A 409-nucleotide genomic window follows, 5' to 3' on the forward strand; every position below is an offset into this window, starting at 1 on the left:
AGAATCGGCGACTTCATGATCGAGATTACCAATTAACGTCACGACACCTGTAGTGGCATCGATAGCAAACAGACCTTTTGCAATATCTGCATCTGAGAGCTTATAACTAACCTCATCACCGTCTGGATCAACGGCTAGACCAGTGATATTTACAACCGACCCAATTTCAGCATTCTCTGACAGGGTATTTTCTGCTGCATTTGAATCAGTAACAGGGCCCACATCGTTATCCGTATCACCGCCGCCCGGTGCCGAACCATCCGCATCTGTTACTGTAATATCAAAACTGGCTTCACTTGTTGAGCCATCAGTCGATGTCGCAATGATGGTAATAGAGTGAGAATCGGCGACTTCATGATCGAGATTACCAATTAACGTCACGACACCTGTAGTGGCATCGATAGCAAAC

General features: G+C 46.0%; 1 protein-coding gene. It reads right to left on the reverse strand.

Annotation, left to right across the window (positions count from 1 at the left end):
- On the reverse strand, positions 1 to 409 hold a 409-nt coding region (locus GNP81_RS19115; protein WP_155675068.1), incomplete at both ends, for a cadherin repeat domain-containing protein.

This window comes from Aliivibrio fischeri (genome assembly GCF_009727955.1).
Classification (GTDB): domain Bacteria; phylum Pseudomonadota; class Gammaproteobacteria; order Enterobacterales; family Vibrionaceae; genus Aliivibrio; species Aliivibrio fischeri_A.